At 64.2% G+C, this 23,858-nt stretch carries 20 protein-coding genes; 8 read left to right on the top strand and 12 right to left on the bottom strand.

Annotation, left to right across the window (positions count from 1 at the left end; translation table 11 throughout):
• Positions 1-14: 14 nt before the first annotated feature.
• The 9 genes from galU to ACP146_RS06295 form a co-directional block, all read right to left on the bottom strand.
• On the bottom strand, positions 15-896 hold the full coding sequence (gene galU / locus ACP146_RS06335) for a UTP--glucose-1-phosphate uridylyltransferase GalU (RefSeq protein WP_422369624.1): 882 nt from the start codon (positions 894-896) through the stop codon (positions 15-17).
• Between the two features lie 111 nt (positions 897-1,007).
• A complete protein-coding gene (locus ACP146_RS06330) occupies positions 1,008-1,730 on the bottom strand; it encodes a hypothetical protein (RefSeq protein ID WP_422365922.1) in 723 nt (240 codons plus the stop codon).
• Positions 1,731-1,742: 12 nt separating this feature from the next.
• Positions 1,743-2,444 carry a VWA domain-containing protein gene (locus ACP146_RS06325; protein ID WP_422365921.1) on the bottom strand — a complete coding sequence of 234 codons (702 nt, stop codon included), beginning with the start codon at positions 2,442-2,444 and terminating at the stop codon, positions 1,743-1,745.
• A 152-nt stretch (positions 2,445-2,596) separates the two neighbouring features.
• Positions 2,597-4,675 (bottom strand): molybdopterin oxidoreductase family protein, encoded by a 2,079-nt coding sequence (locus tag ACP146_RS06320; protein ID WP_422365920.1) that lies wholly within the window; start codon positions 4,673-4,675, stop codon positions 2,597-2,599.
• A gap of 114 nt (positions 4,676-4,789) precedes the next feature.
• Entirely contained in the window at positions 4,790-5,995 is a 1,206-nt protein-coding gene (locus tag ACP146_RS06315; protein ID WP_422365919.1) for an acyltransferase family protein, read from the bottom strand.
• A 24-nt stretch (positions 5,996-6,019) separates the two neighbouring features.
• Positions 6,020-7,009, bottom strand: coding sequence for a lysylphosphatidylglycerol synthase transmembrane domain-containing protein (locus ACP146_RS06310; RefSeq protein ID WP_422365918.1), 990 nt, complete (start codon positions 7,007-7,009; stop codon positions 6,020-6,022).
• A complete protein-coding gene (locus ACP146_RS06305; RefSeq protein WP_422365917.1) occupies positions 7,006-8,052 on the bottom strand; it encodes a hypothetical protein in 1,047 nt (348 codons plus the stop codon). The genes ACP146_RS06310 and ACP146_RS06305 overlap by 4 nt, the downstream gene beginning before the upstream one ends.
• Positions 8,053-8,162: 110 nt before the next feature.
• Positions 8,163-8,753 (bottom strand): hypothetical protein, encoded by a 591-nt coding sequence (locus ACP146_RS06300; protein ID WP_422365916.1) that lies wholly within the window; start codon positions 8,751-8,753, stop codon positions 8,163-8,165.
• A gap of 19 nt (positions 8,754-8,772) precedes the next feature.
• A complete protein-coding gene (locus ACP146_RS06295) occupies positions 8,773-9,612 on the bottom strand; it encodes an SDR family oxidoreductase (protein WP_422365915.1) in 840 nt (279 codons plus the stop codon).
• 147 nt (positions 9,613-9,759) lie between these two features.
• On the opposite strand from ACP146_RS06295, the gene ACP146_RS06290 reads away from it, so the two are divergent.
• Positions 9,760-11,379 (top strand): acyl-CoA synthetase, encoded by a 1,620-nt coding sequence (locus ACP146_RS06290; protein ID WP_422365914.1) that lies wholly within the window; start codon positions 9,760-9,762, stop codon positions 11,377-11,379.
• Here the strand turns inward: ACP146_RS06290 and ACP146_RS06285 are convergent.
• The gene (locus ACP146_RS06285; RefSeq protein ID WP_422365913.1) at positions 11,376-11,924 is read right to left on the bottom strand and encodes an NMCC_0638 family (lipo)protein; all 549 of its coding nucleotides are present in this window, start codon (positions 11,922-11,924) and stop codon (positions 11,376-11,378) included. The genes ACP146_RS06290 and ACP146_RS06285 overlap by 4 nt on opposite strands.
• A gap of 146 nt (positions 11,925-12,070) precedes the next feature.
• On the opposite strand from ACP146_RS06285, the gene ACP146_RS06280 reads away from it, so the two are divergent.
• On the top strand, positions 12,071-12,670 hold the full coding sequence (locus ACP146_RS06280) for a 2-hydroxychromene-2-carboxylate isomerase (protein WP_422365912.1): 600 nt from the start codon (positions 12,071-12,073) through the stop codon (positions 12,668-12,670).
• Positions 12,671-12,844: 174 nt separating this feature from the next.
• Here ACP146_RS06280 and ACP146_RS06275 read toward each other — a convergent pair whose 3' ends face one another.
• Complete coding sequence (locus tag ACP146_RS06275; RefSeq protein WP_422365911.1) at positions 12,845-13,822, bottom strand: hypothetical protein; 978 nt, start codon at positions 13,820-13,822, stop codon at positions 12,845-12,847.
• 328 nt (positions 13,823-14,150) lie between these two features.
• On the opposite strand from ACP146_RS06275, the gene ACP146_RS06270 reads away from it, so the two are divergent.
• Complete coding sequence (locus ACP146_RS06270; RefSeq protein WP_422365910.1) at positions 14,151-15,344, top strand: iron-containing alcohol dehydrogenase; 1,194 nt, start codon at positions 14,151-14,153, stop codon at positions 15,342-15,344.
• Positions 15,345-15,561: 217 nt separating this feature from the next.
• Positions 15,562-16,620, top strand: coding sequence for a Glu/Leu/Phe/Val dehydrogenase dimerization domain-containing protein (locus tag ACP146_RS06265; RefSeq protein WP_422365909.1), 1,059 nt, complete (start codon positions 15,562-15,564; stop codon positions 16,618-16,620).
• Positions 16,621-16,654: 34 nt separating this feature from the next.
• Here the strand turns inward: ACP146_RS06265 and putA are convergent, their stop codons facing one another.
• Positions 16,655-19,825: a bifunctional proline dehydrogenase/L-glutamate gamma-semialdehyde dehydrogenase PutA gene (gene putA / locus ACP146_RS06260; RefSeq protein ID WP_422365908.1), complete on the bottom strand. Its 3,171-nt coding sequence runs from the start codon at positions 19,823-19,825 to the stop codon at positions 16,655-16,657.
• Between the two features lie 275 nt (positions 19,826-20,100).
• On the opposite strand from putA, the gene ACP146_RS06255 reads away from it, so the two are divergent.
• The 4 genes from ACP146_RS06255 to ACP146_RS06240 all read left to right on the top strand — a co-directional run bounded on the left by ACP146_RS06255 (position 20,101) and on the right by ACP146_RS06240 (position 23,769).
• Positions 20,101-20,934, top strand: coding sequence for a transporter substrate-binding domain-containing protein (locus tag ACP146_RS06255; protein WP_422365907.1), 834 nt, complete (start codon positions 20,101-20,103; stop codon positions 20,932-20,934).
• A gap of 180 nt (positions 20,935-21,114) precedes the next feature.
• A complete protein-coding gene (locus ACP146_RS06250) occupies positions 21,115-21,858 on the top strand; it encodes an amino acid ABC transporter permease (protein WP_422365906.1) in 744 nt (247 codons plus the stop codon).
• A gap of 5 nt (positions 21,859-21,863) precedes the next feature.
• Positions 21,864-22,751 (top strand): amino acid ABC transporter permease, encoded by an 888-nt coding sequence (locus ACP146_RS06245; RefSeq protein WP_422365905.1) that lies wholly within the window; start codon positions 21,864-21,866, stop codon positions 22,749-22,751.
• A 259-nt stretch (positions 22,752-23,010) separates the two neighbouring features.
• Positions 23,011-23,769: an amino acid ABC transporter ATP-binding protein gene (locus ACP146_RS06240; RefSeq protein WP_422365904.1), complete on the top strand. Its 759-nt coding sequence runs from the start codon at positions 23,011-23,013 to the stop codon at positions 23,767-23,769.
• Positions 23,770-23,858: the final 89 nt, after the last annotated feature.

Here is a 23,858-nt window from a genome sequence, read left to right as displayed (position 1 = left end):
CCTCTAGAGCACGATCAGGTGAGATCGGCGCTGTAACGTCTCAGGATATCACGGGCCGCCGCCCCCAGGTCATCGCGTTCCAGGGCATAGGCGAGGTTGGCCTCCAGAAACCCAACCTTGGTACCGCAGTCGAAGCGCCGTCCCTTGAAGCGCAGGCCATGGAAGGGCTGTGGCCCGATGGTCCGGGCCATCGCGTCGGTCAACTGGATCTCGTTGCCGGCGCCGCGTTCCTGGCGGTCCAGCTCATCGAAAATTTCTGGCTGAAGAATGTAGCGCCCGATGATGGAGAGGGTCGAGGGCGCCACATCGGGTTGGGGTTTCTCGACCAGTCCCTTGGCTTCGGCCAGACTGCCGTCGTCCGAGACCACATCCAGGATGCCGTAGAGATTGGTCTGTTCGCGCGGCACGTCTTGCACGGCGACCAGGTTGCCACCGACCTTGTCGTAAGCCTCAACGAGTTGGGCAAGACAGCCGGGTTGGCCGAGCACAAGATCGTCCGGCAGAATCACCGCAAAGGGCTCCCGCCCCACCAGATTACGGGCACACCAGACGGCGTGGCCCAGGCCCAGCGCCTCGGGCTGCCGGGTATAGCTGATCTTGCCGGCGGTGGTCATCATCGAGCGGGCCAGTTCCAGCTCCGCGGTCTTGCCCCGTTCCTCCAGGCTGGCCATCAGCTCCCAATGATGATCGAAGTGGTCCTCAATGGCCGCCTTGCCGCGGCTGGTGACGAAGATGATCTCTTCGATCCCGGCCGCCCGCGCCTCCTCGACACCATATTGGATCAACGGTTTGTCGACGACGGGAAGCATTTCCTTGGGGATCGCCTTGGTGGCGGGAAGAAAGCGCGTGCCAAGACCGCCGACGGGCAGAACCGCCTTGCGAATGGTGCCATGCATGGGGGTAAGAACCTCGCGTGTGGGTGTCATGAAGACGCGGCTGTATTGCCACAGGCCCGGGCAGGCGACAAGTGACACAAATGGTCCCTAATCAGGGCTGCCGCGTCAAATTCATGTGCCCAACAACAAATCCTTGGCTTCGTTCAGTTTGGCCGCGAGGTAGTTGGAGCCGCCGTGATCCGGGTGGATCTTCTGCATCAGCCGGCGATGCGCCTCGCGAATCTGGGCGGCCGTCGCCCCCTCCCGGAGGCCGAGAATTTCCAGCGCTTCGTCCCGGCTCATCGCACCGCCCGGGCGTGCCTCTGCCGTCCCCTCTTTGGCGCCCTCATCGGTGCCGTCCTGGGTGTGCTTGCGCCAGTCCTCATCGCGGGTGCGGTCAAGATATGCTTCCAGCACAGAGGCCGACTGCGGGTCTTCGTACTGATAATCGGCCAGGAGCTGCAGCAACTCCGTCAAGCCGAGTTGCGACAGCCACATCCCCATGAAGCGGCCGTCCAGGATTTCACCATCCATCTCGCCACTGTCGTGATCGAGCATCATTTGCAGGTAGCGTGTGCGCACTTCCGAGGCCTGACCCGGGCTGGGCCCGCTTGCGGCACGTGCGTTGAGGCGCCCGGCCTTGAGCGCCCTGCGCGCGAAGAAAAGCAGGGCGAAAAGCATCATCAGGAGCGAGATGCGCCCGGTCACCAAGAGCAGCAGGCAAACCAGGCCCAGCAGAATCGTGCCCCCAATCTTCAGACCGCTGGCAACCTTCTGCGGCTCCGCGCTGACGAACCAGCGCGCCAGGAGCAGCGCCGCAGCGAGAAGAGCAATTCCCAGAAAGAAATACGGCATCCTTAACGCTCGTTACTTGACCTGGTGGGTGAGCTGCGGAACCAGGCCGCCGGTCTTGCGGCTGTAGTCGGCCAGCGCCCGGCGTCCGCCGGCGGCGAACACTGCAACCGCCGACAACAGCTCGCGAAGCTGCCGCGCCGAACTGGCATCGAAGGTACAGAAAGCGCCGCCGCTGAGCCGGGCGATCTGCTGAAAGGCCTTGCGGGAGACCATGTCCTGGCCTTCATGGAACATGAAGCAGGGCACCCCGAGCAGGCCCAGTTCACCGGCGAGATGTCCAAGGTGGTCGATGTCTTCTTCCATGGCATCGCCGACGAAAACCAGGGCCGAGACCTTCTGTGCCCTGGTTTCCTTGATCGCACGCTGCAGGACCTTGCCGATCTGGGTGCGGCCGGCCAGACAGAAAACCCCGGTCATGAAGCGCAGCAGTTCGGAAGACCGGCGCACCCAGGGGCTCGCTTTGCACTCCCCGAAGCCGCGATAGAAGATCAATTGCACCTCGAGGCCGCCGAGACCCTCGGTTTCCTTGAACATTTCGGCCTGAAGATGCGAGGCCTGGTCCCAGGTCGGTTCGCGGCTGGCGGTGGCATCCATGGCAAAGATCAGCCGGCCCCGCGCATCGCCGCTGGGCGGCGTTGTCGCGGCGACTTTGCGCAAAAAGGCATCGACCTCCGACCCAGACGATACCTTCGGCAGCTTGGGGTCCTTTGCCATGCTTCCTCGGCGCTTCCTGCTGGCAGTGCGAAAAGGCTACAACAGCCTCTTCCCTTCCTTCTACCTAGTGCCGTTCAGCGATTTTGCCACAAAGAGTAGCATCCTGTCGCGGCAGCCCAGGCAATTCAATGGCCTCGCCCGGCCTGTGGGCCCTAAACGGGCCTTAGCCAGACGGCGGTGTCGTGGAACACCGCGCCTCCGGCGGGCGGACCGGGATCGGCCGAAACCAGCAAATTGATCCCCTGCCCCTCCTCGAAAGCCGCGTTCGGCCAGACGCTTTCGACCACCACGACATCGGGCTGCAGGCCGTCGAAAACCTCGACCGCGATCACCAGCGACCCCTGGTCGTTGCCGATGCGCAGGCGGTCGCCGTCACCGACCCCCAGAGCTGCCGCGGCTTCCGGATGAATCATGACGGTCGGCCTGTCCTCACGCTTTTGGGAACCGGGGGTCTCGGTGAAGCTGGTGTTCAGGAACGTGCGGGCCGGGGCCGCCACAAGGCGGAAGGGGTGATTCTCCGAAGCCCGGTCGTAGCGGTCGCTGTAACCGGGCAGCGCCGGCATGGCGGCAAAATCCGGCCCGAAGGCAGCCCAGTCGGCCTTGAAGTGGAATCGCTTGTCGGCGTGGCCGAAGCCGTTCAGGAAGTGCATGTCTTCGTACGGCAGTGCACAGTCATGCCAGTGGGCGGCATGGATGGTCTCCGCGTCCGGCAGGCCGGAAGCCTTCAGCGTACGATCGATAATCTCCCAGGCGGTCATCTCAAAGCCGGGGTGCGCCGCGCCGAGACGCTTGGCCAGGGCGCAGATCACCGCGTGATTGCTGCGGCATTCGCCCAGGGGCTCGATCACCGCCTTGGTGACCTGGATATAGGTGTGCCCGCCGGCAACGTAGACATCGTCATGTTCCAAAAAGGTGGTGGCCGGCAAGACGATATCGGCCATGGCGGCGGTTTCGGTCATGAACTGTTCATGTACGCAGGTGAAGAGATCGTCGCGGGCGAACCCCTCAGCCACCCTGGCACTGTCCGGGCAGACCACCATGGGGTTGGTGTTCTGGATGAACAGCGCAGCGACCGGGGGGCCCTCGCCCAGATCCCGCCGGTCGCCGGTCAGGATGGGGCCGATCCGCGACTGATCCAGTTTGCGTGTGGTGGGGTCCGCCACGTCGAGCCCCTCGATCAACGTCTCATTCAGGCCGTAAATGCTCGACTGGCCCTGCATCGCCCCCCCGCCCGGGTACTGCCAGGCCCCGGTGACCGTGGGCAGGCAGGCGACGGCGTGAACAGCGCTGGCGCCGTTGCGGGCCCGGGAGAAGCCGTAGCCAACCCGGATATAGCTGCGCTGGGTGCCGCCGTAGAGCGCTGCGAAGGCGCGAATTTCGTCCTCGCCCAGGCCGGTGATCTGCGCCGCCCAGGCCGGCGTACAGCCGGCAAAGTGCGCCTCCAGCTCCGCGTCCCAGTCGCTGAATTTGGCCATATAGTCCCGGTCGGCGCAGCCCTCGGCCAAAAGGATGGAGATCACCGCCGCCGCCAGCGCGCCGTCTGTCCCCGGTTTCAGCGCGAGATGCATGTCGGCCTGCTCCGCCGTGCCGGTGCGGTAGGGATCGACCACCACCAGCTTAGCGCCGCGGCTTTTGCGCGCTTTGGCGATATGGGTCATCACGTTCACCTGGGTGCTGACCGGATTGCCGCCCCAGACCACGATCAGGTCGGATTCGGTCATCTCCCGCGCATCGACCCCGCGCCGGCTGCCGCAGGCCGCGTTCCAGCCGGTCGCCACCAGGGTCGTGCAGATCGTCGAGTGCTGGCGCGCATAGCGTTTGGCATGGCGCAGCCGGTGGATTCCGTCACGTTGGACGAGGCCCATGGTGCCCGCGTAGAAGTAGGGCCAGACCGCCTCGCTGCCGTGGCGCTGTTCGGCCTGCAACAGGCCTTCGGCCACCGCGTCCAAGGCCGCTTCCCAGGAAATCGGCTCGAAGGCGGAGATCCCGTCGCCCTTGGCGCCGACCCGGCGCAACGGCCGGGTCAGGCGATCCGGGTGGTGCACCCGCTCGGCATAGCGGGCCACCTTGGCGCAGACCACGCCGGCCGTGTAGTCGTTGCCGCGGGCGCCGCGCACCTTACCGATTTTCGTCTCCGAGAGGCGCTCGACCTCCAGCGCGCAGACGCTGGGGCAGTCATGCGGGCAGGTGGAATGGACGAAAACCGGTGACTGCGAGGTATCGAGTGGCATGCTATCGCGCCTGACATTTCCAGCTTGCAGAGTTGCGTAGCTTACCCTCACTGCCGCTGGGGCAGCAATGCCATCAACGAAGAGTTCTCTACTCTCTGAACAGCGCTTGCGACGTTAGCTCAAGCGGCCCTTGATCACCAGAAAAGGCTTCTCGATGCCATAGTGAACCAACATGGAAGCAGCAAGGCTGAAGGCGGTATAGGTAGCGAAGAAAAGCAGCAGAATCTCGCCCCTCACGGCTGCCATGTCGCCGCCGGGTAACCCAAGGAGCGCCAGTGCCAGAGGGAGCAAGGGCAGATGCACCAGATACAACGAATAGGAGAGTTTTGAGAGATAGAACAAAGGACGCGAACCAAGAAACGTAAGCGGACCGCCGCCCAAGGCCGTGGCGAGGAGCACCAAGCCCATGCCGATAGCGATCACGAAAGGCTGCAGAGTTTTATCGAAGTAGTCGATACGTCCCATCATGGCCTCCCCGGAAATCAACCAAAGAATGATCGATAAACCCAAAAGAAAGAGGCCATTCAGACAGAGCCGGTTGGTCGCCCAAGCCCAACAGTGGCGGTCACGATAGATGAAAGCCGCCAAAAGGCCGACAAAGAGCGCATCCAGACAGTGATGGAACGGACTGCGGAACACCGGAAAAAACGCATCATAAGTGGCAATATCGGGATACGCAGCCGCTGTCAGACAGCGAGCAACCAAACCCAGTAAGACAAAACCAACGATCAAACCATACTGCAGGCTTCGCCGATGCATCTTGAGGGCGAGCATGACCACCAGCGGCGCCAGAAGGTAAAACTTCTCTTCCACACCAAGCGACCAGAAAACAACTACGATATCGGCAGGCAGGTAGTCCTGCAGAAACAGCATGTGATAACCCACACGCAAGCCGAGCGCCCGGCCATCCACATCAAACAGAGGGACAAGACCCGCAGCGACAACGAGGAGGACGGCGAAATAGGCGGGAACGATCCTAAGGGCACGCTTGGCGACATACAGTCGGAACTGCCGGCCGCGCACCCTTCCACCGTCACGCAGCAAGCTCTGCCCGATTAGGAAGCCACTGAGTACAAAGAACAGATCCACCCCGATCCAGCCATTGATCAACGGTACGGCAAGGTCCCATCCGAACAGCGGCAGCAGCGGCGTGTTTCCATCGTAGAACGGCCGGATGGCGTGGCGGGCAAACACGAGAAGAATAGCAAAGGCCCGCAAACCATCGAGGGCAGCAATGGCGCTGCTGCTGCGCCTCATAGCCAAGTAATTCACAAAGGCGTCACGGGTGCCCGGCCGGTTGTCGCTCGCGAGGCTGGTCATGACCGTTGCGCAGGCGCTCAGCGCCTAGCGCGCGCCTCTCAGCCATAAGAGACAGCCCGGCAGACCAGCCAGTATCAAAGCCACCCCGAAGAGCACGGAGAGTGTGACGGCTTGGTCGGCCCCAAGGCCGACCGCAGCGAACATGATAATGCTGGCGCCTTCGCGCACACCCCAGCCGGCGAAGGAAACCGGCAGAAAGGTGATGAGGATGATTGCCGGAACCACGGCGGTCGCGGCCGGGAGGCTGAGTGGTAAGCCCAGCCCATGGGCCAGAGAGAAGAAAGCCAAAACCGCCAGCCCATGGGCTGCGGCCGAAAGCAGAAACAGAACCAGAGACCGGCCCGGCGCCAGAAGGATCTGGCGCGCATCCCCGGCCATCATCGCAAGCAGATGCAGGCCTCGCCCCAGCATTGGAAGATCGCGCCAAGAGCGGGGCAACCGGTTCAAAAAACAGAACACAAGCAGCCCCGCCAGCAGCGCGGGCAGCGCCGCGAACAGCAGGTAACGGAGCGCCGGCGGCGATAAGGATTCGCCCAGCCAGAAGACACCGCCGGCGACCATGAAGACCAGGGCAAGGAGCCCGCTGATCCGTTCCAGCAAGACACCGGCAAAAGCGCGTTCCACGGTTACGCCATGCTGCGAAAGCTGCCAGATGCGTACAGCGTCGCCGCCGACCGAAGTTGGCAGCATCTGCGTGAAGAAATTGCCGACGAACATCAGGCTCAGCATTCGCCGAAGCGGTTGCGGCGTGGCAATTGCGTCTACCACCAAGCTCCAGCGCAAAGCGGACACCAGGGTGACGCCAACCAGACATATCACTGCGCCCGCGCCGGAGATTGGCGACAGCGCCGTCAACAATTGCCCAACCGCCGGCAGATCGACACTCAAGGCAACAGCCGCCAGAAGGGTTCCCGAAAGAAGCAGTTTCACCACGAAGGCCAACCGGCCTTTGCGGACCTTCGCCGACGCCATGCCACCCGGCAAGCTGGAAAACGAGAGTACCTTGGAGATCAAGGGGCGATCCCCAGAGTTTTCTGCATCGGTTTCTTCCTGACTTTCCAGATCAAGCTGTCGACGATGTAGTGGTGAAAGTTGATTGTCTGATACACGATCAGAGCCAGCGGCAAGGCCCAATGGCTGAACTGGTCAATGGCCAGGTCGACCGAGAGGTAGAAAACACTGGTCAGCGCCAGACAAACCCCGAAATACAGCCAGGCTTTATCGGCCTGACTGATGGTGGAGAGGAAGCGCGCCTTTGGGTCGATTCCGTTTTTGAAGCGGTTGCTGTTGAACAGCCAGACGAAAAGAACGTACTGCGCGTTGTGCCAGATATTGATGACCAGCCAGCCGTGCGTGATGTCGTCGATGGCGATGTAGCCGGTATAGAAAACCACAAAGTGACTTATCATGTAGAGCGTGTGGGCAATCGGCAGCCTTCCACGCATCCAGGCGGCAATGCGCTGAGCGAACCAAAAACCCATGACGGCAAGGGCTGCAAGGGCGGCGCCGTCCACGAGCCAGCCGGGTACCGGCAGAACCCGTACTTCCATCCAAAGGAAAGTCTCTGGCTCTTGGTATGAGCGATAGAGAATGCCCCAAAGCGGCAACAGATAGAGCGCCGCCTTGGTGAGCCATGGACTCTCGTCGATCAACTCGCCTGCTTTGCGGCGGTATACCTGAGAGACCCCGAAACTCTGCCGGGTGTAGTGGAACCACTGCCAGTAGAGATAGATGGTGGGGATAGCCCATGCGCCCAGCCCGACAAAGATCAACACCACTCCGGCAAGAACCAAAGGCGGCAGACCGAACAAGAGAAAGCGATGCTGGCGCAGGCTTTCCTTGTCGAAACAAAGACGCGTGTAAGTGGAGATTACGTGGTGATAGCCAAGCAACCAGAGATCGAGAAACAGGATCGGTCCGAACAGGCGGGGATCAGCCACGACAACGGCCCCGGACAGCAATGCGACCGCGGTAATGCCGACGATAAACGTCAGATCAAAGGGACGACCGCGCAGCCAACCGGCCGGCGCCGCTGTCGCTTCCGCCATCGAAACCATTGAAAACTCCCGCTTTCAGCACTTGCTTCGGCATGATGCCTGCGAGAGGTAAAAAAAATCTCAGTACGAACAAATTGTGAACAATTGGAGTGAAAAGCCAAACGGAGTGGTCAGCCCAGGTTCGCGAGGCTGCGCCTGAGGTTCGCGCGCGCCGGAGCCTCCCACCGGGGGGCAAAGCGACGCGAAAGGAAAAGCCGGTCGCGCTGCAGCAAGGCTTCCAAAATCTTACGGCGCCCGACGCGGAAGTCTGCTTCTTCGACGTGGGCATACTCCCGCCGGATGGCTGCTTCGTAGGTGCAGAAAGCCGGCCAGGGGGCCGCGAGAATGGAGAGGTCCATGTCGAGAAAGAGCTTTGCGTCTTCCAATGCCGGCGCATCAAGATCCTCCGGCGGTCGATGACGCGCCGTCGCCTCGATCAACTGGACTGCCGCTTCTAGGCTGGTATCTGTCAGAACACCGTCCCCTTCACGGCGCAGCAGGGCTGCACTCTGCGTTTCGTTATCGGCTGCCGTCGGATCGTAGATTGCATCGTGGTAGTAGATCGCTGCCTGGACCGCGACCGGGTCGGCCAGATCCGATTTCACTTCATCGAACAGCTTTAACAGGACTTCGATATGAGCCCAGGTGTGATAGTGACGCTGCGGCTCGCCGTAGCGGCGCCGCAGGTCCGTCATCAGGTGTGCCGGCAGCAGATCGCGCACAGGCCAGCCCGTCCGTTGCTCAGTCCTTGCGGGCGCGCATGGCATTCCAGTCCTCATCGCTCAGCGCCTCCATCAGGCTGAACTGGCCGGCGCCCTTCAGCCACTCGCCGCCGTCGATGGTGACCACCTCGCCGGTGATGTAGCCGGACTGTTCGGCCAAAAGATAGGCGGCGAGGTTGGCCAGTTCGATGTGTTCGCCGACACGGCCCAGGGGAATCTTGTTTTTCCAGGCCGCATCCAGATCGGGATTGGGCACCAGGCGGTCCCAGGCGCCCTTGGTCGGAAAGGGTCCGGGGGCAATGGCATTGAGCCGTATGCCCTGGCGCCCCCACTCCACCGCCAGGGAACGGGTCATGGCCAGCACCCCGGCCTTGGCCATGGCGGAAGGCACCACGAAGGGCGAGCCGGTCCAGGCATAGGTGGTGACGATGGAAAGCACGTTGCCCGGATGCCTGTCGGCCAGCCAGCGCTTGCCGCAGGCGAGCGTCACATAGGCCGTACCGTGCAGCACGATGGAGAGCACCGCATCCACGGCCCGCGGCGAGAGGGTTTCGGTCTTGGCGAGGAAATTGCCGGCGGCGTTGTTCACCAAAGCATCAAGCGGCCCTTCTTCCCAGGCCGCCTCGACCATCGCCTCCACCGCCGCCGCCTCGCGCAGATCGCAGGGCAGTGCCAGGGTGCGGCCAGGGTAATCCTGGTCGAATTCCGCCCGGGTTTCGGCCAGAACCTCTTCGCGGCGGCCGCAGATCACCAGTTTCGCCCCCAGTTCCAGGCAGCGCCTGCCCATGGTCTTACCCAGGCCGGTGCCGCCGCCGGTGATCAGGATCCGCTTGTCTTGCAGAAGGTCGCTTTGAAACATGGTCGGGCCTTTCGGTTCCGCAGTCGCGCGTTCAGGTGGGATAAACAGGCTGAGATGTACCGCCGCTGTGCGAGTTTGACTATGCTAGCCGACCAAAGGCCAAAAACAAGAAAAGGCGGGGAGGAAGGTCGCGGCAATGCCGAAGCCATGCTGACGAGAACCGGAAGCTACCGGGCGCTGCGGGAAGGCTTTCGCTGGCAGATCCCGGAACGCTACAACATCGCCGTCGACGCCTGCGACAAATGGGCGGATACGGATCGCCTGGCGCTGATCGACCTGAAAGGCGACGGGCGCGAAGACCGCTACAGCTTTCGCGACCTCAGCCGTCTTTCCAATCGCCTCGCCAACGCCCTGGAGGCCCATGACGTCGGCGAAGGCGACCGGGTCGCCATCCTGCTGGCCCAGGGCGCGGAAACCGCAGTCGCTCACCTCGCGGCTTATAAAATCGGCGCCATCGCAGTGCCGCTGTTCACCCTCTTCGGCGAGGAGGCGCTGGAATACCGCCTGAACGATTCCGGCGCTTCCACGGTCATCACCGATCAGGCCGGGCTGGCGAAACTGCTGCCGCTGCGCGACCGCCTGCCGGCGCTGGAGAACCTGATTTCCATCGACGGCCCTGCCGGGGATGCGCTGGACTGGCGGATGCTCCTCGAACGCGCCTCGGACAGCTATCTGCCGGTGGCGAGCTTCGCCGACGATCCGGCTCTCATCATCTATACTTCCGGCACCACGGGCCCGCCCAAAGGTGCGCTCCATGCCCATCGCGTTCTGCTGGGCCACCTGCCCGGTGTCGAACTGCCGCACAACTTCTTCCCCCAGCCCGGCGACCTGTTCTGGACTCCGGCGGACTGGGCCTGGATCGGCGGGCTGCTGGACGTGCTGTTGCCGGCCTGGCATCACGGCGCGCCGGTACTGGCACACCGCTTCGCCAAGTTCGATCCGGAGGCAGCCTTTCGCCTGCTCGCCGATCATCAGGTGCGCAACGCATTCCTGCCGCCCACCGCGCTGAAGATGCTGCGCGGAGTGGAAAGCCCGGCGGCGCGCTGGAACTATGCGCTCAGATCCATCGGCAGCGGCGGCGAAACCCTGGGCGCCGGCCTGCTCGACTGGGCGCAGGAGACTTTCGGCATCGCGGTGAACGAGTTCTACGGCCAGACCGAATGCAATCTGGTGGTCGCCAACTGCGCCGAGCTGATGGTGGTGAAGCCCGGCAGCATGGGCCGCCCGGTACCCGGCCACGACGTCGCGGTTGTCGACGCCACGGGCGCGGTGCTGCCGCCCGGCGAGACCGGTACCGTTGCCGTGCGGCGGCCCGACCCGGTGATGTTTCTGGAATACTGGCGCAACGCGGAAGCGACCGCCGCCAAGTTCCGCGGCGACTGGTTGCTGACCGGCGACACCGGCGCCTGCGACGAGGACGGCTACCTGCACTTCGTCGGGCGTGATGACGACGTCATCACCTCCGGCGGCTATCGCATCGGGCCGGGTGAGATCGAGGACTGCCTGCTGAAACACCCCGCGGTTTCCATGGCCGCCGCCGTCGGCGTGCCCGATCCGTTGCGGACCGAAAGGGTCAAGGCCTTCATCGTACTGAAAGAGGGAAGCAAGGGCGACGATGCCCTGGTGCGCGAGATCCAGGGCTTCGTGAAGACCCGGCTGGCAGCGCATGAGTATCCGCGCGAGGTCGCCTTCGTCGACAGCCTGCCGATGACCGCCACCGGCAAGATCATCCGCAAGGCCTTGCGGGAAGGACCCTCCGCCGACTAGCGGTTGGGCCGCGTGGTCAGCACCGCCTGCACTTCGGCGCGCGGCGATTGCGAGGTCAGCACCACCACCTCGTAGAGGATGCTGCCATCGCTGGAGCGATAGGTTTCCTCACGTTGGTCGATGCCGCGGGTGTACTTGGTCTGGTCGCCGACCTTGTCGATCGGCAGTTGCTTGCGCCGCAGATACTCCGAGAAGACCTGCGACACCTCGGTGGCGTTGGCAAATTGAGCCATTACCGAGCAGGTATCGTCGTTGAAAACCACGAGAGCGAAGAGACCTGCATCGTTGGAGGCCGACCAGACATCGCCGCCCTTGCCGCTGAGAAAGGCCTGGGACTGGCTTTGGGAGAGCTTGCGCAACTGCGGCACCGAATCGATCCAGGCCCGCAGGTCCAGCGGGTCTTCCACATACTTCAGGCAGGACTGGACGAAGAGGCCTACCACTTCCCGCGCCGGATCGGCGGCCCGGGCGGCCGGCGCCGCGAGCAGGAGGGGCAGCGCCAGGACTGCGGCAAGAGCGCCAAACCGGCGCAGAATTGTCGACATGGTCTTTAACCCGTTGGCGAAGGCCCGCCCGCGGCGGCAGGCCCGTTTGTAACGGCCGGGACCCTAACAGGTCCGGCAGGCTGGACCAAGACGCCAGGACAGGCTAAGCAGCTTGCCTCATCTTTATCCGCCGGGAGCCGGATCACATGGCCAGCAAGACCATCGACTACTATCTCACGCTCATCTCCCCCTGGGCCTATCTGGGCAGTGCACGCCTGGCCGAGATTGCCGGGCGCCACGGCGCGGAGGTACGGGTCCTGCCGGTCAACTACGGCGAGATCTTTCCCCGCACCGGCGGCCTGCCTTTGGCCAAGCGGGCGCCGGAACGGCAAGCCTATCGGATGATGGAGCTGAAGCGCTGGAAAGACCATCTCGGCATCCCGATCAATCTGGAGCCGGCCTTTTTTCCGGCGCCCGAACTGACGGCCGCCTGCATGGTGATGGCCGCCGGAGACACCGGCGGACGGCCGCTGGAGCTGGCCCAGGCCTTCGGCCGTGCGATCTGGGAGCAGGAACGCAACATTGCCGAGGAGGCGGTCTGCGAAGAGGTTGCCCGTGAAACCGGTCACGATGCGGCAGACCTGCTGGCCCGCGCCCAGGACCCGGCAATGCACCAGCGCTACGCCGAGCAGTCCGAAGCCGCGATTGCCCGCGGGGTCTTCGGCGCCCCAAGCTATGTCTATAAAGACGAACTGTTCTGGGGTCAGGACCGGCTCGACTTCCTCGACCGCGCGCTTGCGCGCTAGCAATCTCTGTTCGACGGCACCGCCCCGCTCCCCCTCCCGGCCACCCAGTAGGATAATCTCATTGGGTGGCCGGGAGGGGGAGCGGGCTGGAACCGCTTCGACATAGGTCGAAAGCCTAAAAACGAGTAAGGGGCCCCGAAGGGCCCCTCACCGTACAATCGGTTTCTCGCAGCTTTAGGCTTTGAGATCGAGGCTTTGGGCCTCCTCCTGAACCGATGCATCGTGACTGTTGTCGTTGGCGAAACCGGAGATGCGGATCTGCGCGTCGAGCAGCAGCTTGGTGATGGTCTCGCCATTTTCGTTGCGGTAGCTGCTGACCGAATAAATCGTCAAACGGGTCTGGAAGTCGATTGCATCCTCGGCCAGGCGCTCCCGCACCTCGGCCAGGGTTTCCTTCAGAGGCTCGGAGACGCCGGCGGTGTCATCTTCGTCATCGATTTCAACCGCGTCGTCATCGTCCGTCGGCACCACGACGCCGGCTTTGCCCGGGCCACCGGTTTCGTCGTTCGCCGGAGTACCGCTGCTCAGGATCTTTTCGGCCAAAGCCGTCGGATCGCCCAGCTTCTCCGGATCGATCACCATAATCGGGGTCTGGCCGGTTGAGACGCCGCCGCCGATTTGGATGTCCTGCTCGAAGGAGAGGCTGGCCATGGAAACGGAGACTTCACCCGTGTCCTGGTTCACCTCAATGGAAAGAGATTTCGCGACCATGGAGGTCGACTGGCTGAAGCTGGAGCCGGAAACCGCGGTCACCTGACTGAAGGCGGCAAAGGAAAGCTCGGCCGTGAAATTCACGCCTTCCTTCAGCGCCGTCAGAACCGGCTCGACAAAGGCCTTCGTGAAGTCCTGAACCGCCTCGGAGTCAAAACCGAAGGCCTTCAGCACCTGGCCGAGGTCGCGGCGCATGGTCTCCAGCGCCTTGCGCACGAAGCCGCCCGCCTCGCCCAGAAGGGACTTGGCATCGGTCTCTGCGGCAGCGCCCTCGCCGACAGACTCTGTGCCGTCGACCGCCTGGGCCTCCGGCGAGAGGCGGATCGGGTCACGGCCCGCCGTGGTCGGATTGTCCAGAAAAGCCTGCCGGCCCTGGCCGCCAAGGGCCTCGGGCTCCCGTTGAAAAATGCCGGGCAAGAGGTCTGGCAATGCGGAAAACATCTGATGCTCCTCCTGAGGGGCGCGCCGGACCACTTCCAGGGTCCGACCCGGATGGGTTGCCTGCCCAACGCTGCGCCGGAAAGATCGCGTTACCTTGGATTTTAGATAAGCGGGGTGAAGGAACTCTTAGCCGGAATGGTAAACGCGGCCGGGCGGGCCTTGGCGCCGGGCGGCTTGCCGGCAACGTCTGCGCTGCGGGAATGGCAGCTATCCAGGGTTCCGCCGAACAAGCGATTGAATCCGGATGGTCAATACGGTTATCAGAAGATGAACAGCGGTTCAGGCCGTCCGGCCGGAAGCTTCACCCATCATTCAAGGTTTTCAATCCATGCCGACCGATGCTCTCAGCGAAGACCCCGCAAATCTGAAAGCAAGCTGGGGATTCCCGACCCAGATGATCTTCGGTCCCGGGCGCATCCGCAACCTGGGCAAGGCCTGCCAGGGTCTCGGCATGGCCAGGCCGCTGCTGGTAACGGACCCGGGGCTGGCCAAGCTGCCGATGGTGGCTGAGGCCATTGCGGCCAACGAGGCCGCAGGCTTGCCCAGCGGCCTCTTCAGCGCCGTAAAGCCGAACCCGGTCGGACAGAACGTCGCGGACGGCGTTGCCGCCTATCGCGAGGGGGGCCACGACGGGATCATCGCTTTCGGCGGCGGCTCCGCCCTGGACTGCGGCAAAGCCATCGCCCTGATGGCCGGCCAGACCCGGCCGCTCTGGGATTTCGAGGACAAGGGCGACAACTGGAAGCGCGTCGACCCTGACGGCGTCGCCCCCATCGTTGCGGTGCCCACCACCGCCGGCACGGGTTCGGAAACCGGCCGCGCCTCGGTCATCCTGGACGAGAGCGATCACGTGAAGAAGATCATCTTCCATCCGAAGATGATGCCCGGCACTGTGGTCTCCGACCCGGAACTGACGGTCGGCCTGCCGCCGCACATCACCGCGGCCACCGGCATGGACGCTCTGGCCCACTGCCTGGAGGCCTATTGCGCGCCGGGCTATCACCCCATGGCCGAGGGCATCGCCGTGGAGGGCATGCGGCTGGTGAAGGACTGGCTGCCGGTTGCGGTGAAGGACGGCGGCAACCTGACGGCCCGCGCCCATATGCTGGCCGCCGCCTCCATGGGTTCCACCGCCTTCCAGAAGGGCCTGGGGGCGATCCACTCCATCAGCCATCCCATCGGTGCGCTCTACGACACTCACCACGGGCTGACCAACGCGGTGATGATGCCCTACGTCCTGGGCTTCAACCGCCCGGCCATCGAGGACAAGATGACCCGCCTCGCCGCCTGGCTCGGTCTGCCCACCCCCTCCTTCTCGGCAATTCAGGATTGGGTCCTGGCGCTGAGGGCCGAGGTCGGCATCCCCGAACGCCTGGAAGGCATCGGCGTCGGCGACGAACGTATCGAGGAGATCGCGCAGATGGCCGCCGATGACCCGACCGCGCCCACCAACCCGATCCCGGTCGGGGCGCCGGAGATACGCCAGATGTTCGAAGCGGCCCTGAGCGGCCGACTCGCCTGAATCCGACCCCGCCGGCCGGGTAATATTATTTCGCGAACTGCGGCAGCCTGCAGCCGTTCCTAAGGGCCTGCGGTCTTGCGGTTTAACGATCCGTCTATTTCGGCGGAACGCCGCGCTTCTTATTGAATACTTAAGCAGAACCCCTGACATTTAAGGCAGACAAGCAATCGCCGGGAAGGCGATCCGCCGATTTGGCGCACAGCGAATAGGGGTCCTCATGTCTGTTTTTGGGCACCATGAATTCGACGGCCACGAACAGGTGGTCTTCTGTCACGACGCCGACAGCGGCCTGAAGGCCATCATCGCCATCCACAACACCAACCGCGGCCCGGCCCTCGGCGGCTGCCGGATGTGGCCCTATGCCAGCGAGGCCGAAGCGCTGACCGACGCGCTGCGCCTGTCGCGCGGCATGACCTACAAGTCGGCTCTGGCCGGCCTTGCCATGGGCGGCGGCAAGTCGGTGATCATCGGCGATCCCCGCAAGAACAAATCAGAGGCCTTGTTCCGCGCCATGGGACGCTTCGTCGGCAGCCTCGGCGGCCGCTACACGGTGGCCGAGGATGTCGGCATCTCGGTGCCGGACGTCGATCTGATGGGCGAAGAGACCGCCTATGTGGCGGGCGCGACCAAGGGCGGCGCCGGCGATCCCTCCCCGGCCACGGCCTACGGTGTCTACATGGGCATCAAGGCGGCGGCCAAGCACAAGCTTGGCAGTGACGATCTGCGCGGCCTGCGCATCGCCGTGCAGGGCGTCGGCCATGTCGGCTACTACCTCTGCCGTTATCTCTTCGATGAAGGCGCGCAACTGATCGTGACCGACATCGCCAAGGACTCCCTGGACCGGGTGGCCTCGGAGTTCGATGCCAAGGTCGTGGCGCCGGATGCCATCTATGCAGCGGACGTCGATATCTTCGCGCCCTGCGCTCTCGGCGCCGTCATCAACGACGACACCCTGCCGCTTCTGAAAGCGAAGATCGTGGCGGGCTCCTCCAACAACCAGTTGGCCGAGGCCCAACACGGCGAGGCGCTGCGCCAGCGCGGTATCCTCTATGCACCGGATTACGTCATCAATGCCGGCGGCATCGTGAACATCAGCCACGAAGGCCCGGACTACGACGAGGCCAAGGCCTTCGCCCATGTCGCCCAGATCCACGACACCCTGCTGGAAATCTTCCGCCGCGCCGACGCGCGGACGCTCGCAACCTCCGACGCCGCAGACCGTCTGGCCGAGGAGCGCTTCCGTAAACCGGCAGCCAGGGCGACCGAAGCGGCTTAGCCGCTACCGAGCCAAGCCTGCCTGTCCGATCGCGTCAGCGCGACAGCCCCTCTTGCAACGACATGAGGGAAGCGTTGCCGCCGGCCGCCGTGGTGTCGACCGAGATCGTCTTCTCGGTTGCAAAGCGGTGCAGGTAGCGCGGGCCGCCGGCCTTCGGGCCGGTGCCCGAGAGCCCCTGCCCGCCGAAGGGCTGCACCCCGACCACCGCGCCGATGATGTTACGGTTCACATAGGCATTACCCACCGGCAGGCGGTTGCAGACCTGCTCCACCGTCGCGTCGATGCGGCTGTGAACGCCAAGGGTTAGGCCGTAGCCGGTGTTGGCGATGCTGTCCAGAACGTCATCCAGGCGGTCGGCGCGGTAGCGCACGACGTGGAGGATCGGACCGAAGACCTCCCGCTCCAGAACGTCGATCCCGGTGATTTCATAGGCAGCCGGGGTGACGAAGCTGCCCTCGGCCAACGCGCCAGGCAGCGGCAGTTCGTAGATCAGCTTGGCCTCGCGGGCCATGCGGGCTTTGTGCGCCTCCAGCATCTGCTTGGCCTCGTCGTCGATGACCGGGCCGACATCGGTGGCAAGTTCCGCCGGATCGCCGATCACCAGTTCCGCCATGGCCCCCTTCAGCATGGTCAGCATCTTGTCGGCCACGTCTTCCTGCACGAAGAGAACACGCAGCGCCGAACAGCGCTGGCCGGCGGATTGGAAGGCCGAGGTGATGACATCTTCGGTCACCTGCTCCGGCAGCGCGGTGGAGTCCACCAGCATGGCGTTCTGGCCGCCGGTCTCGGCGATCAGCGGCACGATGGGTCCGGGCCGCGCCGCCAGCGCCTGATTGATGATGCGTGCCGTCTCTGTGGAACCTGTAAAAGCCACACCGGCGACCCGCGGATCGTTCACCAGGGGTGCGGCGATGGTCGGCCCGTCGCCGGGCAGCAGGTGCAGCACATCGCCAGGGATGCCGGCCTGATGCAGAATGCGCACCGCCGCGGCGGCCACGAGGCCGGTCTGCTCCGCCGGCTTTGCAATCACTGCATTGCCGGCGGCCAGCGCCGCCGAAATCTGTCCCGTGAAGATCGCCAGGGGAAAGTTCCACGGCGAGATACAGAGAAAGACGCCGCGGCCCTGGAGCGAAATCTCATTGCGCTCCCCCGTCGGGCCGGGCAGCGGCAGCGGGGCCCCAAATTCGGCCCTGGCACGGGCCGCGTAGTAGCGCAGGAAGTCGACGGCCTCGCGCACCTCCGCGATACCATCACTCAGCAGCTTGCCGGCCTCGCGCTGGCAAAAAGCCATCAGACGCGGCGTCTGGGCGGTCATCAGATCGGCGGCGCGCTCCAGACAGGCAGCCCGCTCGTTGGCCGGCGTGGCGTTCCAGGCATAGGCGGCGCGGTGCGCGCGGGCGAGTGCATCTTCGGCTTCCGCCGGCGTGGCCCAGGCAATGTCGCCGACGGTCTCGCCGCGTTCGGCCGGGTTCACCACGGGACGCCGGCTGCCCGCCGTCTGTTCGACCCCACCGACCAGCGGCCCGTCGCTCCAGGGCTCCGCCGAAGCGGAGACCATGGCCTGCTGAAGCTCCGAGACCGCCCGCGGATCGTTGAGATCGATACCGGCGGCGTTCCTGCGTTCCCTGCCGAAGAGGTCCGCCGGCAGCGGGATCGCCGGATGCGGGATCTGCGTGGTGCCACGCAGCTTGGCGGCGGGATCGGCGACAATGTCGTCAACCGGCAGCTTCTCATCCTGAATGCGATTGACGAAGGAAGAGTTCGCACCGTTCTCCAGCAGGCGGCGTACCAGATAGGCCAGCAGGTCTTCATGACTGCCGACCGGGGCATAGATCCGGCAGGGTCGGTTCATCTTGTCGGCGCCGACCACCTGGTCGTAGAGCGCTTCGCCCATGCCGTGGAGGCGCTGGAATTCGAAATCCCCAGGGCCATATGGGCGGTTGCCTGCCGCCTCCAGCACCCAGGCCAGGGAGTGGGCGTTGTGGGTGGCGAACTGCGGATAGAATGCTTCCGGCTCGGCCAAGAGGCGCTTGGCGCAGGCGAGATAGGAAAGATCGGTCGAGGCCTTGCGGGTGAAGACCGGATAACCCTCGAAACCCAATTCCTGGGCGTGCTTCACTTCGCTGTCCCAATAGGCGCCCTTCACCAGGCGCACCATGAGACGGCGCTTGTGACGCTTGGCCATGTCGGCCAGCCAGTCGATCAGCGGCAGGGCGCGCTTCTGATAGGCCTGGATCGCCAGCCCGAAGCCGTTCCAGCCGGCAAGCTCGGGATCGCCGGAAACCGCCTCGATGACATCGAGGGAAAGGTCGAGACGCTCTGCCTCCTCCGCATCCACGGTCAGGCCGATGTCGGCGGCCTTGGCGTCGAGCGCCAGGGTTTTCAGCTGCGGCACCAGTTCACGCAGCACCCTTGCCCGCTGCGCGAAGGCATAGCGCGGATGCAGCGCGGAGAGCTTGATGGAGATGCCCGGCGCGTCGATCGGGCCCCTTCCCGCCGCAGCCTTGCCGAGGGCGGCGATGGCGTCGCGGTAGGCCTGAAAATAGCGCTTGGCGTCGGCCATGGTGTGGGCCGCCTCGCCCAGCATGTCGTAGGAATAGCGGTAACCTTTCTTCTCCACCGCCTTCGCGCGCTCCAGCGCTTCCTCGATGGTCCGGCCCATGACGAACTGCTTGCCGAGGATACGCATCGCCTGGGTAACGGCGCTGCGGATCACCGGCTCGCCGGACTTCTGCACCAGGCGGCGCAGGGAGCCGCCGAGATCCCGCACGTCGTTTTCATCCAGCTTCACGACCCGGCCGGTCAGCATCAGGGCCCAGGTCGAGGCGTTGACGAAGAGCGACTGGCTCTGGCCGAGATGGGCCTGCCAGTCCGCTTCGGCGATCTTGTCCTTGATCAGCTTGTCGACGGTCAGCGCGTCGGGCACCCGCAGCAGCGCCTCGGCGAGGCACATCAGCACCACGCCCTCCTTGCTCGACAACTCGAACTCGTGGAGGAAGGCATCGAGCCCGCCCTGGCCAACCCGCTCCCGCCGCACCTGGGCCACCAGGGCACGGGCGCGCTCGGCCACCCGGTCCTGGGCGTCGTGGGGAATCGCCGCGGCGTCCAGCAGCGCTTTCACGACAGCCGTTTCATCCTTCATCAGATGGTCGCGCAGACGCTGACGCAGGGGGTCCAGGCTGGCGGGTTCTTTGTCGACGATCATGGCGGGGCTTTCCATCGGACGGGCTTCCGGTTCTCCGGTTGACTTTAGCGACTGTCTCGCCCTTTGCGGGCAGCGTCAAGCACAGTGGAGGGGGCGGTGGATCAAAGCTTCCGGCATTTACGTCACCGGCACTTCTTGCAGCGCAACAAAGAGGGCCCCGGCGGGCGCAACCTGCGGCTGCCGATCCGGCAAACCCCATGCGTGGACAGCCCGATCAAGCCGCATTAGGGTGGTCGCCGAATTGCAAGAACATGAATGAAGAAAAGGGGAGTCTCATGAGAAAGTGGATCAAGACGACAGCAGCCGCCGCCGGCATCGCGGCCCTGGCCTCCGGCTTCGCGGTGTCCGGCGCCTCGGCGGACGTGATCAACGACATCCGCGAACGCGGCAAGCTGATCGTCGGCGTGAAGGCGGACTACGCGCCTTACGGCTTCCTCGACAGCAGCGGCAAGATCATCGGGCTGGAGCCCGACCTGGCCCAGGATGTCGCCGACACCCTGGGTGTCGAGCTGGAATTGGTGCCGGTTGTGTCCTCCAACCGCATGCAGTTTCTGGAGCAGGGCAAGATCGACCTGATGATCGCCACCATGACCGACCGCAACGACCGGCGCGAAGTGGTGCAGATCGTCGATCCGAACTACTACTCCTCCGGCACCAACATCCTGACCAAGGGCAACTTCGCCAATTGGGAAGACCTGAAGGGTGCGCCGGTCTGCGGCATTCAGGGCGCTTTCTATAACCGCAAGACGTCGGAGGAATTCGGCGCCACCATCGTCGCCTTCAAGGGCACGGCGGAAGCCCTGACCGCCCTGCAGCAGAACCGCTGCGTCGCCTTCGTCTACGACGACAGCTTCATCGTCTCGCGCCTGGGCGATGCCGACTGGGAAGGCTGGAAGATGCCGCTGCCGACCATCGACGACGCCCCCTGGGGTCTGGCGGTGAAGAAGGGTGAGGATGCCTTCGCCGCGCTGATGGCGGGCATGATCGTCGAGTGGCACACCTCCGGCCGCATCCTGGAGCTGGAGAGCAAGTACGGCCTGGAGCAAACGCCTTTCGCCAAGAAGATGCATACCCTGTTCCGCGGCGTGAATCCGTCGATCGAGCGGTAACAAAAAAGAAGCCCCCTCACCCTCCCTCTCCCACAAGGGGAGAGGGTGTCTTTTTGGTTCCCCCTCTCCCCCAATCAAATGACCTGGGTGGGAGAGGGTCGGGGTGAGGGGGCCTTCGTTCCAAACGCCAAATGCGCTAGGGTGACGCCAGACAAAAAGTAACAGGGGGACGGCGGCTCAGTGGAGGCAGTCTACAACTGGTTCCGGGTCTTCTATCAGGACACCGGGATCAACCTCACCTTCATCTACGATTCCTACGACCGCAACCGGCTGATCGATGGTTTCTTCATGACCATCTGGCTGTCGCTGATCTGCCTTGCGCTCTCTCTGGTGATCGGTGTGGTCGGCGCCTGGGTCCAGGGCGCGCGCTCGGTGATCCTGCGCCGCATCGTCGCCGCCTATATCGAGTTCTTCCGCAACACCCCGCCGCTGGTGCAGCTCTACTTCTTCTACTTCGCCATCGGCTCGATCCTGCCGACCACTGAAAACCGCTTCGGCCTGCAGGAGCCGATTCTTGGCAGCTTCGCCTGGGCGGTGATCTCGCTATCGTTCTTCGCCGGCGCCTTCAACGTGGAGATCTTCCGCTCCGGCGTCGAGGCGGTGCCGGAGTCGACCAAGGAGGCGGCGGAGGCGCTTGGCTACAACCGTCTGCAGATCTACCTCTACATCGTTCTGCCGCTGGCCTTCCGCGTCTGCCTGCCGGCGCTGAACAACAACCTCGTGAACCTGGTCAAGACCACGACGCTTGCTTATGCGATTGCGGTGCCGGAGATGCTCTACATGGCCAACCAGATCTGGTCGGACTCGGTGAACGTGCCGGAAATGATGACCTTCCTGCTCATCGCCTACGTCTTCCTGGTCGGGGTGCTGGTCTGGTTCATGCACAGGTGGGAGCGGGCGATGCGCCTGCCCGGATTCGGATAATGGGTATGTTCGGTAAGAAGCCTGTTCTCGATGGCGGTACCGATCTGCCGGTGCTGCTGCCCGCCGCCCAGCGCCTTGCCGCCACGGCGGAGAAGGAGCGCGCCGCCGGCTTTCCCCTGCCCCGCCTGCGCGCCCGCCACGGGCTCTGGCTGGTCGCGATCCTGCTGCTCTCCGCCGGCATCGCCGAGGCGCAAAGTGGGACACCCGAAAAGCAGAGCGCCTTTGCCGCGCTCATCAATTGGGTACCGGTGATGCTGGAGGGCTTCGTCTTCAACATCGCCATCTCCTTCCTCGCCATGGCCATCGGCACCGGGACGGGCGCGGTGTTGGGCCTCATGCAGATTTCCCTGCTGCCGCCGGTGCGCGGCGGTTCCTGGTTCGTCACCCAGTTCTTCCGCAACGCGCCCTGGCTGGTGCTGCTGTTCTTCTGCATGTTCCTGCTGCCCTTCGAGTTCGACCTGGGCATCGTCGTCATTCCCTTCCCCGACTGGGTGAAGGCGACCATCGGCCTGGCCCTGCCGGTGATGGCCAACGTCTCGGAGATCGTGCGCGGCGCCGTCAAGTCGCTGCCCTCGGGCCAGTGGGAAGCCGCCGAGTCCCTCGCCTTCACCCGGCGCCAGACGCTTTGGGAGATCATCTTGCCGCAGTGCGTGAAGCGCATGCTGCCGCCCTGGATGAACCTCTACGCCATCCTCACCATGGCCACCGTGCTGGCCTCCATCGTCGGCGTGTCGGAGATGATGACCCAGACCGGCCGCGCGCTTGCCGCCGAGAACCGGCCGGAGCTGCTGATCCCCTTCTACAGCTTCGTGCTGATCTGCTTCTTTGCCTACTGCTACCCCATCGCCGTCGCCACCCGCCGCCTGGAACGGCGCTATCAGGTGAAGCTGTGATGGAGAGCGCCCCCTCACCCTCCCACTTCGCGGGCCCCTCCCTCTCCCGCGAGGGGAGAGGGTTCCTCAAGTTGTACCGGCCCACATTTAGTTCCCCCTCTCCCTTGATGGGAGAGGGTCGGGGTGAGGGTGACTCCCGGTATAGACAGATGAGTCCCCGATCAACGAAGCCCCCCTCACCCTCCCGCTTACGCGGGCCCCTCCCTCTCCCACGAGGGGAGAGGGTTACCTACGCCGCTCCGAATCCGAAAGACCGCTCATGAACGCCACTGCTCCCTGGACCCCGGACCAGCCGATCGTCGCCTGCCGCGACGTGCACAAATCCTTCGGCGAGCTGGAGGTGCTGAAAGGCATTTCCATGGACCTGATGAAGGGCGACGTGGTCTGCATCATCGGGCCCTCGGGCTCCGGCAAGTCGACCTTCATCCGCTGCATCAACGCGCTGACACCGATGGACAGCGGCTCCATCAAGGTCGAGGGGCAGGAGGTGAATGACCCCAAGCTGGACAAGCTGGCGCTGCGCCGCAAGGCCGGCATGGTGTTCCAGCAGTACAACCTCTTCCCCCACAAAACGGCGCTGGAAAACGTGATGATGGCACCGATCAAGGTGCTGAAGGAAGACAGGGCCGAGGTCGAGGAACGCGCCCTGGCGCTGATCAAGAAGGTGCGCCTGGAGGGCAAGGAAGGCTCCTACCCCGGCGAGCTTTCCGGCGGCCAGCAGCAGCGCGTCGCCATCGCCCGCTCGCTCGCCATGCGGCCCGACGTGATGCTGTTCGACGAGGTGACCGCGGCGCTGGACCCGGAGACGGTGAAAGAGGTGCTGGTCACCATCCGCCAGCTCGCCGAGGAAGGCATGACCTGCATCCTGGTGACCCACGAAATGGGCTTCGCCCGGGAAGTCGCCGGCCACATCTATTTCACCGACCGCGGCGTCATCGTCGAACACGGCCCCCCGGCAACCTTCTTCACCGAAGCCAAGGACCCGCGCACGCGGGAGTTTCTGAGCCAGATTCTGTAGGTACCAAACGCCCCCTCACCCTCCCGCTACGCGGGCCCCTCCCTCTCCCACGGAGGGGAGAGGGGATTTTGTGCAGCCCCTCATTGGTT

It is taken from the genome of Pelagibius sp., assembly GCF_965249265.1.
In the GTDB taxonomy this organism is placed as follows: Bacteria; Pseudomonadota; Alphaproteobacteria; order Kiloniellales; family Kiloniellaceae; genus Pelagibius.
The sequence above is the reverse complement of the archived record's forward strand: the minus strand, read 5'-3'. Positions and strand labels throughout refer to the sequence as shown.

What these genes read in the sequence shown, in the direction of transcription:
- galU (WP_422369624.1), bottom strand. Translation starts at nt 896, where the DNA reads ATGCATGGCACCATTCGCAAGGCGGTTCTGCCCGTCGGCGGTCTTGGC.
- ACP146_RS06330 (WP_422365922.1), bottom strand. Translation starts at nt 1,730, where the DNA reads ATGCCGTATTTCTTTCTGGGAATTGCTCTTCTCGCTGCGGCGCTGCTC.
- ACP146_RS06325 (WP_422365921.1), bottom strand. Translation starts at nt 2,444, where the DNA reads ATGGCAAAGGACCCCAAGCTGCCGAAGGTATCGTCTGGGTCGGAGGTC.
- ACP146_RS06320 (WP_422365920.1), bottom strand. Translation starts at nt 4,675, where the DNA reads ATGCCACTCGATACCTCGCAGTCACCGGTTTTCGTCCATTCCACCTGC.
- ACP146_RS06315 (WP_422365919.1), bottom strand. Translation starts at nt 5,995, where the DNA reads ATGACCAGCCTCGCGAGCGACAACCGGCCGGGCACCCGTGACGCCTTT.
- ACP146_RS06305 (WP_422365917.1), bottom strand. Translation starts at nt 8,052, where the DNA reads ATGGTTTCGATGGCGGAAGCGACAGCGGCGCCGGCCGGTTGGCTGCGC.
- ACP146_RS06295 (WP_422365915.1), bottom strand. Translation starts at nt 9,612, where the DNA reads ATGTTTCAAAGCGACCTTCTGCAAGACAAGCGGATCCTGATCACCGGC.
- ACP146_RS06290 (WP_422365914.1), top strand. Translation starts at nt 9,760, where the DNA reads ATGCTGACGAGAACCGGAAGCTACCGGGCGCTGCGGGAAGGCTTTCGC.
- ACP146_RS06285 (WP_422365913.1), bottom strand. Translation starts at nt 11,924, where the DNA reads ATGTCGACAATTCTGCGCCGGTTTGGCGCTCTTGCCGCAGTCCTGGCG.
- ACP146_RS06280 (WP_422365912.1), top strand. Translation starts at nt 12,071, where the DNA reads ATGGCCAGCAAGACCATCGACTACTATCTCACGCTCATCTCCCCCTGG.
- ACP146_RS06275 (WP_422365911.1), bottom strand. Translation starts at nt 13,822, where the DNA reads ATGTTTTCCGCATTGCCAGACCTCTTGCCCGGCATTTTTCAACGGGAG.
- ACP146_RS06270 (WP_422365910.1), top strand. Translation starts at nt 14,151, where the DNA reads ATGCCGACCGATGCTCTCAGCGAAGACCCCGCAAATCTGAAAGCAAGC.
- ACP146_RS06265 (WP_422365909.1), top strand. Translation starts at nt 15,562, where the DNA reads ATGTCTGTTTTTGGGCACCATGAATTCGACGGCCACGAACAGGTGGTC.
- putA (WP_422365908.1), bottom strand. Translation starts at nt 19,825, where the DNA reads ATGATCGTCGACAAAGAACCCGCCAGCCTGGACCCCCTGCGTCAGCGT.
- ACP146_RS06255 (WP_422365907.1), top strand. Translation starts at nt 20,101, where the DNA reads ATGAGAAAGTGGATCAAGACGACAGCAGCCGCCGCCGGCATCGCGGCC.
- ACP146_RS06245 (WP_422365905.1), top strand. Translation starts at nt 21,864, where the DNA reads ATGTTCGGTAAGAAGCCTGTTCTCGATGGCGGTACCGATCTGCCGGTG.
- ACP146_RS06240 (WP_422365904.1), top strand. Translation starts at nt 23,011, where the DNA reads ATGAACGCCACTGCTCCCTGGACCCCGGACCAGCCGATCGTCGCCTGC.